The sequence below is a fragment of the Pseudomonas sp. Root401 genome, assembly GCF_001425105.1.
In the GTDB taxonomy this organism is placed as follows: Bacteria; Pseudomonadota; Gammaproteobacteria; order Pseudomonadales; family Pseudomonadaceae; genus Aquipseudomonas; species Aquipseudomonas brassicacearum.
In genome coordinates, this window is record NZ_LMDO01000007.1 from 99,577 (window position 1) to 111,015 (window position 11,439).

General features: G+C 62.8%; 9 protein-coding genes. 5 read left to right on the forward strand and 4 right to left on the reverse strand.

What is annotated here, in order from left to right; all coding sequences use genetic code 11:
* Positions 1–13: 13 nt before the first annotated feature.
* From ASC85_RS07435 to ASC85_RS07450, 4 genes are all read right to left on the reverse strand, one after another.
* Positions 14–1,087 carry a lipocalin-like domain-containing protein gene (locus ASC85_RS07435; RefSeq protein ID WP_057448825.1) on the reverse strand — a complete coding sequence of 358 codons (1,074 nt, stop codon included), beginning with the start codon at positions 1,085–1,087 and terminating at the stop codon, positions 14–16.
* Entirely contained in the window at positions 1,077–3,545 is a 2,469-nt protein-coding gene (locus ASC85_RS07440; RefSeq protein WP_082534335.1) for an ABC transporter permease, read from the reverse strand. Before ASC85_RS07440 ends, ASC85_RS07435 begins: the two co-directional genes overlap by 11 nt.
* Positions 3,545–4,213, reverse strand: coding sequence for an ABC transporter ATP-binding protein (locus ASC85_RS07445; RefSeq protein WP_057448827.1), 669 nt, complete (start codon positions 4,211–4,213; stop codon positions 3,545–3,547). Before ASC85_RS07445 ends, ASC85_RS07440 begins: the two co-directional genes overlap by 1 nt.
* Positions 4,214–4,504: 291 nt before the next feature.
* Positions 4,505–6,202 carry a sulfatase-like hydrolase/transferase gene (locus tag ASC85_RS07450; protein WP_057448828.1) on the reverse strand — a complete coding sequence of 566 codons (1,698 nt, stop codon included), beginning with the start codon at positions 6,200–6,202 and terminating at the stop codon, positions 4,505–4,507.
* A 375-nt stretch (positions 6,203–6,577) separates the two neighbouring features.
* Here ASC85_RS07450 and ASC85_RS07455 point away from each other — a divergent pair, with 375 nt between their 5' ends.
* Genes ASC85_RS07455 through ASC85_RS07475 form a run of 5 tightly spaced genes read left to right on the forward strand, consistent with a single transcriptional unit; the run spans position 6,578 to position 11,439 of the window.
* Positions 6,578–7,942, forward strand: a complete 1,365-nt coding sequence (locus tag ASC85_RS07455) for a UDP-glucose dehydrogenase family protein (protein ID WP_057448829.1) — start codon at positions 6,578–6,580, stop codon at positions 7,940–7,942.
* The gene (locus tag ASC85_RS07460) at positions 7,939–9,018 is read left to right on the forward strand and encodes an NAD-dependent epimerase (protein WP_057448830.1); all 1,080 of its coding nucleotides are present in this window, start codon (positions 7,939–7,941) and stop codon (positions 9,016–9,018) included. Before ASC85_RS07455 ends, ASC85_RS07460 begins: the two co-directional genes overlap by 4 nt.
* On the forward strand, positions 9,005–9,751 hold the full coding sequence (locus ASC85_RS07465) for a sugar transferase (RefSeq protein WP_057448831.1): 747 nt from the start codon (positions 9,005–9,007) through the stop codon (positions 9,749–9,751). The genes ASC85_RS07460 and ASC85_RS07465 overlap by 14 nt, the downstream gene beginning before the upstream one ends.
* Entirely contained in the window at positions 9,752–10,396 is a 645-nt protein-coding gene (locus ASC85_RS07470; RefSeq protein WP_014337506.1) for a CpsD/CapB family tyrosine-protein kinase, read from the forward strand.
* A gap of 20 nt (positions 10,397–10,416) precedes the next feature.
* Positions 10,417–11,439, forward strand: coding sequence for a polysaccharide biosynthesis/export family protein (locus ASC85_RS07475; RefSeq protein ID WP_057448832.1), 1,023 nt, complete (start codon positions 10,417–10,419; stop codon positions 11,437–11,439).

The window sequence follows — 11,439 nt, forward strand, 5'->3', positions numbered from 1 at the left end:
GTTCCGGCGATTCTCAGTAGCCGGTCATTTCCAGGTAACCGGTGCCGCCCTGGCTGCCACGCAGTCGCACCGGTCCTTCCCAATAGGGAATGCGCAGGTTCATCCAGGCATTGGGATTGAGCGCGTGGAGGGTGATGTCGAGTTGCTTGCCGGGGATCTTGATGGCCCAGACTACCGGCATCGAGCGTCCGGCGACCTTGGCGGTGTCCTGGGGCACGAGGCTGATTTCCCCGGCGTGCAGGGTTTGCGCTTGTCCCTGGGCGTCGATCCAGGTGCCCGTGAGATACGGCGCGCCGTCCTTGTGACGCATGCGGTAGAGCATCAGGTGCTCGCCGTTGTCCAGGTGCAGGGAAAACCAGTCCCATCCGGTCTGGTTTGCGGTCAGGGGCTGGCTGCTCCATTCGCGGTCGAGCCAGGCCGGGCCGCTGACCGCGTAACGCTGGCCATCGATTTCCAATTCACCGCTGGCCTGGAAGAACGGCTGGCTGTAGTAGTACGACGCCTGCCCCTGTTCGGATTTCTGGCTGAAACCTTGATCGCCCTGCAACACCAGCGGCCGGCTCGACGTCAGCCGCAATGCATAGCTGAAGCGTGGGTCGCGCGCCTTCAATTGCATGTCCGCCAACGGCTCGTCCCCTGAAGCCTGGGTACCGAACTGCCAGTCGTCGATCCAGGCATTGAAGGGCACCGCCTGCACCCCGGCCTGCCCCACCCCGCCTCGTGCATAACGCTCGGCGGCATGGTGCACGGTGGCGGACGTGACCGCCGCGTGGCCGAGCCAGATCGTCTGGTTGCGCCAACCGCCAGCCTGGGGTGCGGCATTCAAGGCACTGCGAAACAGCGTCCATTGCACGCCGAACTCATGCCCCTGGGCATCCTTGAGATTGGCGGTGACGTACCACCACTCGATGCGAAAACCTTCATGAAGGCCATGGTCGGCGGGGAAACCGAACACCCGCCCAGGCACAACCGGCGTGAATGCGACAGCCTGGTCGCCGAGGCCGGCAAAGCCCTTTTGCGCTGGCACGGAGTCATCACAACCGCTGAGCGCCGCCAGCAGCAACAACACGCCGAATCTAATCTTCATGGGCAAAGGTCCTCAGCAAATCCGCCGGCTGCGTGCGGTACAACGCATACAGCGGCCAGGCCGATGCCAGTAGCGTGGCGAGCATCGCCAGGGCCAGCAACTGCACCAATTGCAACGGGAACACCCGCAATGGCAGGCGCCAGCCGAAAGCCTGCACGTTGATCACCGTGTCCAGGCACCAGGCCAGGGCGATGCCCAGCGGCAACGCCAGGACCAAGGTCAGCAGCGCCAGCAGCCAGGTCTGGCCGAGGTTGAGCAGCATCAACTGCCGACGCGTCACCCCCAACGCCCACAGCGGCGCCAACTGGCCGAGACGACTCTGGCTCTGGGTTAGCAGGCTGATGAACAACGCCACCCCGGCCACCGCCAGGGTCAGGCTGTTGAGAGCGGCGGTGGCAGCGAAGGTGCGTTCGAACACCTGGGTCGACCAGCCCTTGAGCCGGGCCTGGTCGACGATGCGGCTGTCATCCAGGCTGAACCGGCCTTGCAACGCTGTCAGTAGCGCCGGGATCGCGGACGGTTCGATGCGCAGATTGAAACGGTTCGGCGTCAGGTTCGGCCAGTGCGCCAGCAAGTGGTCGGCGTTGACCAGCACATGGCCCTTGGGATTGCCGTAGTCGGCGTAGATGCCGACGATGCGCAGTGCCCATGGCCCCTGCGGCGTCGGCAGGGTCAACTGATCGCCGATACTCACCTTGAGACGCCGGGCCAGTTGTTCGCTGAGCATGAGGGTGTCGGCGGCAGCCAGTTGCTCCCACGGCTTGTCGCCGGCCGATTCCAGCAGCGGCCAATGCTGTCGATAGTGGGGATGATCGATGATGCCTTGGATATCCGTCGGCCAGCCTTGCAACGGGACCGAGACTTGCCAGAGGGGAACGACGGCGGTGATCGCCGGCTGCTGCTTGAGCCATACGTGCAGTTCCTCCGCCTGGGCCGGGGTCTGCGGGTTGATGTACAGCTCGGCGGTCAACCGTTGTTCAAGCCAATTGCTGAAAGTCTGGCGGAAACCGGCGGTCATGCTGCCAGCGCCGATGTTCGCCGCCAGCGCCAGCAACAAGGCCATCAACGCCAGGCTCAGCGTCGGCAATTGCTGGCGGCAATCGGCAAGAAACCATTGCCCGAGCACCGAGCGGCTGCGGCTTAACAGCCGCTTCAGTGCGCTGTTGAGCAGCACCGGCAAGGCCAGCGCCGCGCCCAGCAACAAGGCGGTCATCAGGACAAAACCGCTGGCCAGGCTATCACCCCAGATCAACGCCGATGCGGCAATCAACGCCGCCACCGTCGCCACCCAACCCTGGCGTCGCAGCCAGCGGGCATGGGCCTGATGCCAGGCTTGTGGATTGGCCAGCGCCAGCAAGGGCAGGCGCGCCGCCCGCAAAAGACTGTCGGCCCCGGCCAGCAGCGCACCGAGCAGGCTCAGGCCGACACCGCTGAACCACCACCATGGGCTGAGGTTCAAGTGCCCGGCCACTTCGGCGCCGTACAACCCCCGCAGGCTCGCCGCGACATCGGGCAACAACAGGCTCGCCAGCCAATAGCCGCTGAGCACCCCGGCTATCCCCCCAAGCAAGGCCAACGCGCCCAGTTCGATGGTCAGGCTGGTGACCAGCACTCGCGCACTGACGCCACAGGCGCGCAGGGTCCGCAACAGACTGCGGCGTTGCTCCAGGGCCAGGCCGATGGCCGCGTGGACGATGAACAGCCCCACCAGGAAGGATAAAAAACCCAAGGCGTCGAGGTTCAGGTGAAAACTTTCGGTCAGGCGCGACAGGTTGTTTTCTTCATCGGCGTGCTTGAGTTGCAGGCGACCGTTGAACGCTTCCGGCAATGCGGCGCTGAACGTGGCAGGCAACAGCAGCCGCGACAGTTGCTCCGGCAACCCGAGTACCTGTTGAGCAAAACCGATGTCCATCAACAGCACGCCCGGCGCCATGTCCTCCTGGGCATGCAGCGGTGGCAGGGATTGCCCATCGACGCTCTGGGGTCGGTCACCCTCGGTCAGTCCCAGGGCTTGCAAGGTTTGCGGGGCGATCCAGGTGCGGCCGGGGTCGGTAAAGAACGCCACCACCTCAGTCATCTCCCGCGCCTGCCCCGCCAGCGCGGCACCGGGCGGCAGCGACACCGGGTCGATGCCCATCAGTTGCAGGCGCTGATCCTCGTGGTCCTTGAGCAGCACCCGAGCCTGCAACACTGGCGACACCGGCCAGCCTTGGCGCCGCAGCTCGACAAACCATTGCTGAGGGAAGGTGCCGCCACCGGGTGCACTGAGGCTGGCCTGGGGTTCGCCGCCGATCAGTTGGCTGGCCCGGGCGTAGCTGTCCCGGGCCTGACTGTTCAGCGCTTGCACGCCAGTGAGCAGGCTGGTGGCCAACCACAGGCCGGTCAGCACGCTGAAGAATTGCACCGGGTGCTGGCGCCAATGGCTGAGCAGGGCCTTGAGGGTCTGGCGAAAAATCATCACCCCTGGGCCACCTGCGCCAACTGCCCGCCGTGCAACACCACGCGCTGGGCCAGGCGAGCCGCCACCCGTGGGCTGTGGGTCACCATCAGCAGGCTGGTGGGGCTACCCTCCAGCAGTTCCAGCAGCAGTTGCAGCACTTCGTCGCTGGTGGCTTCGTCGAGGCTGCCGGTGGGTTCATCGGCCAGCAACAAGGGCGGTCGCGAGGCCAACGCCCGCCCCAGCGCCACCCGCTGTTGCTGGCCGCCGGACAGTTGCTCGGGATAACGCCGCAGCAGCGTTGAAAGCCCAAGCCGCTGCACCAGATGGGCTTGCCACGCTGCGTCATAACGACCGCACAGACGCGCCTGGAACGCCAGGTTGTCCTCCACCGACAAGCTGCTGATGAGGTTGAACTGCTGGAACACCAGGCCGATTTCCGTGCGTCGCCAATTCGCCAACTGACTTTCACTCATGCCATCGAGCCGATACTCGCCGCTGCGAATGCTGCCGCGATCGACCTTGTCCAGCCCGGCGACCAGGTGCAGCAAGGTGCTCTTGCCACTGCCCGACTCCCCCATCAGCGCCAGACTGCTGCCTGGCATCAGCGTCAGGTTGATACCTTGCAGCACCGGCAACGGGCCTTGGGGCGTGGGGTAGCTTTTATGCACTTGGCGGACTTCAAGCATGGAAAGGCTCGACGGGTGGACTTGAGGTTCAGGATAGCGGAGTTGAGTGATGGGCCCCATCGGCCAATACAGCTGTGCATCCCCATTTCGCTGGTGAGCCTTGGTATTTGCTCGTCGGGTGGAGGGGTATATCCGTTGCTGCGGTAACGGCGACTTATGGTTCCGCTTTTCGAAAGTGACCCGCCGTCAGGGCGGAACCCTAAGTGGTCGTTACCGCAACAACGGATATGTACTCAATCAATAAGACCCTGACCGGCGACAAGCTCGCTCCCACCAAGAGCTCAGCGCCAATCAATGCCCCACCGCCATCTCAACCTGGCCGGACTGCGGTGTCACGATGTCGCCCAAGTCGATGTGTTTCCAAGCCGGTTTCGCCCCCAACCGCGCATTGAAGCGATAGTTGAAAGTGAAATCATCATCGGTCGGTTGGCTCAGGGATTTTCCATAGGCCGCCTCAACCCCGACCGGGTCATAGCCCATCAACTGCAACAGCGTCGGGAAGATGTTGTAGTGGCTGGAGCGGTCTTTGTTCTGTGCCCAGGCTCGGCGCCAATCCAGGGCCTGCAACTGCGCGCCCTGGATCACCACCAACGGCACCAACCCCTCCTCCGCCACCGGGTCACCGCCGCAATGGGTGTTGAGCCCGGGGTTGCCGCGCTCGTGCAGGTCCTGGCCGTGGTCGGAAGTGTAGATCAACACGGCATGGCTCAAATCGGCCTGCTGGAAGATTCGCTTGAAGAACTCGCCGACGTTCCACAGCAGGGTGTTCTGGTAAGCGTTGCGGTACAGCAACCAGTCATCTTTCTGGCCGTTGAAGCCATCGCGGCTGCCGGTTTCGGCCACCTCCTGGAACTGCCCTCGCGGCAAGGCCGGGCGGTAAGCCATGAAGTCATCGGGGTATTTGTCGTGTACCGGGAAATGCGCCCCCACCTTGTTGATCACCACCAGTTCAGCCTGGTCGTCGCCCAGCAGTTCGATCAACTTCGCCGCAGCCGCCATGTCGCGGTCGCGCACGCTGGCCTGGTCGAATTGGACGAATTCGTCGATGTCCTGTTTTTCCAGCTCGGTCATCAGGTTCTGCAGATAGCCGCCAGTGAGCTGGGCGTCGATGTAGACGGTACGCAAACCAGCCTTTTTGGCATATTGCCAGATCGACGGTCGAGTGCTGTTGATGCGTATGTAGTCGGCGCGCGTACCGCCATAGCGCAGGGTGACATTGGTGTCGACGCTGCAATTGGCAATGGAGGCCGCATAGCCGAAATTGAAGATGTCCACGCCCTCGGGCGGCGTCTTCAGGCCGGTGTGCACGCCGAATGGCGCGTTGATATCCAGGTAGTTGCCGCCAATGCTTTCATCGATGATCAGCACGATATCCTGCTCGATCAAAGACGACCGTCGCACCAGGGTGACCGGCTCCCGAGGGCCAATGGTGTTGTGCCAGGACTCGTAGGCGAACAGATTCAAATAGGCCAACGACGTGTACATCACCGGCAGGCCGCGCGCGCCCTCGCCCGCCCGCAGGAACAACACGCCACTGAGCAACAACACGCCCAGCACCGGCGCCGCTATCGGCAGATAACCGGGCAACCGCACCGACCGCCGAGGTTTGAGTGCGATACCGAATAACAGCAGCAAGCCGCTGATCACCGCGCTGATAATCACGTCGCGGTACTGATAAGCCGCCTCCTGGATAAATCCCCCCGAGTACACCAGCGAAACGAACTGGCTATAGGTCAGGTAACTGTCCGTGACCCGGGTGTACACCTCGAAAAACACCGCTGAAACAAACATCGCCAAGGCAAACACATGCCTCACCAGGGTCTGGCGTATGTAGGCCGTCATCCATAGCGCCAGCACCAACACCGCGAACATGGCGCCGAACAGCAACGTTGCGAACCCCAGGCCCAACGCGTTGAGACGGTCGAGGTAATAGTCGTATCCCTTGAGCAGGTACAGAACCAGCAGCAATTCCTTGAGGTAGCGGACCATGTTTTCCTCGACCAGATCACCGTGTCAAAAGCACTTCGTTCCTGCACGTTAGCAGCCGATTTTCAAAGCGCAAGAAATGCTTGACCCAACCACGCGTCAAAAAAAAGTTACCCCAAAAATGACACGAAAACGCGTCACAAAATGTAAAAATCTATGGATTACTACCGTTTATCGCTTTGTCAAATTCCCGTTAAGCCCAATAAAACAGCCACTTTACTAAGACAGTCAAGGACTTGATATCAAAAGGCCCGACTTCACTTGAATTGCCAACACTGACAACTGTCATTTTGCTGACACGCTTTTCTGAAGCTGCGCTATACCCCTCTAAACAGTTTCATCCGAGTTACATCATTCGGTCTGCGAGGCGCGCCAAAAATGGACGTGAGCGTATTTGGTACGGGGTATGTCGGGCTAATCCAGGCGGCCGCAATGGCCGACGTCGGGCACCGCGTTTTGTGCATCGACATCGACCCGAAAAAAATCCAGCAACTGCAACAAGCCGTACCCACCATCAGTGAGCCGGGGCTGTCCAGCTTGCTCGAAGACAACATCAAGGCCGGACGCTTGTCGTTCAGCTCCCAGGCCAGCGACGCGGTCAACCATGGCGAACTGATTTTCATCGCCGTCGGCACCCCCGCCGATGAAGACGGCTCGGCAGACCTGAGCCATGTGCTGGCCGTCACCCAGCAAATCGCCGACTTCATGGACAGCGACCGCACCCTGGTCATCAAGTCCACGGTGCCGGTGGGCACGGCCGACAAGGTGGCCGAATGCGCCCGCCAGGCGTTGGCGCGGCGGGGCCTGAAGCAGTTGAACGTGCGGGTGGTGTCCAACCCCGAGTTTCTCAAGGAAGGCAGTGCGCTGGCCGATTGCATGCGCCCCGACCGGATCATCGTCGGCACCGCCGACCCGCTGGCCCGGGACCAGATGACGGAGCTCTACGCGCCCTTTTGCCGCAACCACGAAAAACTGATGTTCATGGACAACCGCAGCGCCGAACTGACCAAGTACGCCGCCAACGCCATGCTCGCCACCCGCATCAGCTTCATGAACGAACTGGCCAACCTCACCGAACGGCTGGGCGCCGACATCGAAGCGGTGCGCAAAGGCATCGGCTCGGACCCACGCATCGGTTACCACTTCATCTACCCCGGCTGCGGTTTCGGCGGCTCGTGCTTCCCCAAGGACCTGCGGGCCTTGCTGCACACCGCCGAACAAAGCGGCATGCCACTGCGCTTGTTGCGCAGCGTCACCGACGTCAACGACAGCCAGCGGCACATCCTCTTCGAGAAACTGGCGACGCAATTCCAGGACGGCCTGGCCGGCAAATCGATTGCCATCTGGGGCCTGGCATTCAAGCCCAACACCGATGACATGCGCGAAGCTCCCAGCCGCTACCTGATGGAAGCGCTGTGGCGCGAGGGCGCCCGGGTCCATGCCTATGACCCGGAAGCCATGTCCGAATGCCGGCGCCTCTACGGCTATCGCAAGGACCTGAACCTCTGCGCCACCCGCGACGACACCCTGGAAGACGCCGACGCCCTGGTGATCTGCACCGAGTGGAAGAATTTTCGCGTGGTGGACTTCGACCTGCTGGCCAGCAAGTTGCGCGCCCGGGTGATCATCGATGGCCGCAACCTGTACAACCCCGAACACCTGGCCGCCGCCGGGCTGCTGTATCGCGGTATCGGGCTGCGGCACACCGTGCCGGGCACCCCGCTACCCGGGTCACAAGCATGAACATCCTGGTCACCGGCGCGGCCGGCTTCATCGGCGCCCACGTCGTGCTGCGACTGCTGCGCGACGGCCATCGGGTGTGCGGGCTGGACAATTTCAACGACTACTACGACCCGCAGCTCAAGCACGACCGCGTGACTTGGGTAAACGACCAGGCCGGCGCATTCCCCCTGGCGCGGATCGACCTGGTCGACGCGCCGGCCATCGATGAACTGTTCCAGGCCCGGCGCCCGGACGTCGTGATTCACCTCGCCGCCCAGGCCGGCGTGCGCTACTCCCTGGAAAACCCGCAGGCCTATGTCGACAGCAACATCACCGGGTTCCTGAACATCCTGGAAAACTGCCGTCGCTATCCGGTCAAGCACCTGATCTACGCTTCCTCAAGCTCGGTATACGGCGCCAACCCGCGCACGCCTTATTCAGTGCAGGACAACGTCGACCATCCGCTGTCGCTGTACGCGGCCAGCAAAAAAGCCAACGAACTGATGGCCCACAGCTACAGCCACCTGTTCGGCATTCCCTGCACCGGCCTGCGGTTTTTCACGGTGTACGGCCCTTGGGGCCGCCCGGACATGTCGCCGATCCAGTTTGCCCGCGCCATCGTCGAAGACCGTGTGCTGCAGCTGTTCAATCACGGCGAGCACCAACGCGACTTCACCTACATCGACGACATCGTCGAAAGCATCGCTCGCCTGGTCGACCGTGCGCCCCAGGTCACCCCCCTGTTGGATCACGAACAACCGGACCCGGCCACCAGCCGTGCGCCCTGGCGGATCTACAACATCGGCGGGCAGCACCCGGTGGCACTGCGCACCTATGTCGCGCTGCTGGAAAAACACTTGGGACAAACCGCCCGCATCGAACTGCTGCCCCTGCAAGCAGGGGACGTGCTCAACACCTGCGCCGATGCCAGCGACCTGGCACGGGCCACCGGTTTCAAGCCGTGTATCGAACTGGACGACGGCCTGGGCCGCTTCATCCAGTGGTTCCTCGATTACTACGCACGGCCTGCCCACGCACCGCTGGCGACTGAACGCTTGCGGCCCAACCTCAGCGGAGGAATCCATGACCCGACATGAGCAAGTCATCGAGATCAACGCCCCTGGACGCGACAAGCGTGTCGATCCCGACCACCGCAGGCGCCTGGACGCGGCCATCCACCGCCAGGGCCGAGGTTGGTTGACCGGTCGCGACGGCGGTCGGCCCTGGACCGTCTCGCGCACCAACCGCGTAGTGGCCTGCCTCGGCGCACTAGCGATCCTGCTGCTGTTATGCCCGCTGCTGCTGGGCCTGGCGCTGCTGATCAAGTTCTCCAGCCCCGGTCCCGTGCTGTTCGTGCAGAAGCGCACCGGGTATCGCGGCCGAGTCTTCGGCATGTACAAGTTTCGCACCATGGTTGCCGACGCCGAGGCGCTCAAGGAGTCGCTGCGCCACCTCAACAAACACGGCGCCGATGCCATCGACTTCAAGATCGACAACGATCCGCGCATCACGCCCATCGGCCGGTTCCTGCGACGCAGCAGCCTCGACGAACTGCCGAACCTGATCAATGTAGTGACCGGCGACATGCGCCTGGTGGGCCCGCGGCCGACCTCGTTCAACGCCTATCGCTACAAGGACAACCATCTTGTGCGCCTGAGCATCTACCCCGGCATGACCGGCCTTTGGCAGATCTCCGGGCGCAGCAATATCGACTTCGACCAGCGCGTGGAATTGGACCTCAGCTATATCGCTGAACAAAGCCTGTGGCTGGATTTGAAGATCCTGATGATTACCCCCTTCAAAGTTTTCAGCGGCCACGGAGCGAGTTAAATGGACGGTTCAACCAATATCCTGACCATAGCAAGCCCGAGCGAGACCAACCTGACCTCGACCGTGCTCGACCCTTCCCTGCGGATTCTTCTTCTGACGGCCGCCAACACCGGCACCGGAACCAGCACCAGCGCGATGGCACTGGCCGCTCAACTGGCGCAGATGAGCAACGGTCGCGTACTGCTGGTGGATGCCAGCCAGTCACCGCGCAACCTCAGCCAGCAACTGTCGTTGCACAAGGAGCGCGGTTTCACCGACCTGTTGTTCAACAGCCTCGCCCCGCCCTTGTTGCAGGACTGCGTGGTGCAGGCGTCCAGCCTGCCCTTCGACGTGCTGCCCCACGGGCGCCTGGGCCGCAATGCCGAGCACCTGAGCCCCGAGCGACTGCGCCCACTGTTCAGGCAACTGGCGGCGCAGTACCGCTTTGTGGTGATCGACGCCGACGCAGTGTATTCGGCCAGCGACACGCTGGTGCTCAGCACCCAGGTCGACGGCGTGGTGCTGGTGGTGCGCGGTGAAGACACCCGCTGGGAAGTGGCCCAGGCCGCTCGCCAGCGCCTGTCCCAGGCCGGCGCGAAGGTGGTGGGCAGCGTGTTCAACCGCCGCAAGTACTACATGCCCAAGTGGCTCTACAACAACCTGTAAGCCTGCAAAAGGATGACGAGATGAACGCCAGAATGCTTGTCCTGCTGTTGCTGCCGCTTGCCGGTTGCTCCAGCAATACCGATACCCGCTCGATGCCGGTGCAGATCCTCACGGCTGCGCCGGCCAATGCCCAGGCCACCGACATGCCCAAGGTCGAACAGACCTTGCGGCCCCAGGATGTGCTGGATGTGATCTTCCACATCGGCACGACCTCCTCCCAGGCATATCGAGTGCAACCGGGCGACCAGGTTGCCCTGAACTTCACCGCCGCCAGCCAGCTCAATGGCACGCAACAAGTGATGCCCGACGGCACCATCGAACTGCCGGGCGCCAACACTTCGGTGAAAGTCGCCGGGTTGACCACCGACGAGGCGCGCCTGGCGGTGCAGCGTGCCTATGACCAGAAGATGCTGTTCCAACCCAATCGCAACCAATTGACCGTCCTGGTGACCAGCCCGCTCTCCGGCGAGGCGAACCTGCGCAACACCCTGACCCACCCGGCCACGGGCATGAGTCGGGAAATCATCGTGGGCCGGGATGGCTACGCCAGCTTCCCGGAAATTGGCTCGGTGCCGTTGCAAGGCATGACCGTCACCCAGCTGGAGACCTTCCTCAACGAGCGCTACGCCCAACTGCCCGGCCACATGACCGTGGATGTGCTGCTCAAGTCCACCGCCGGCAACGAGATCTATGTACTCGGTGAAGTGGCCCAACCCGGCGCCTATGCGATCCGCCGGCCGATCTCGGTTCTTGAAGCCCTGACCCTGGCCCGTGGCACGAACGTCAAGGCCCGGCTCGACTCGGTGATGATCATGCGCCGCAACGGCAACCAGGTCGAAGCCCGTCACTACGACGTGGAAAAGGCCTTGAGCGGCGACGCCTCGCAGATCGCCTACCTGCAGCCGGAGGACATGTTGTACGTGCCCAAGACCGGACTGGCCAAAGCTGGCGAAACGGCCAGGCAACTGGCCGACGTAGTGCTGTTCCAGGGCGTCGGGTTCGGCTTCGGCTACCGCGTCGACAACAAAGGCAGCGACAACTGA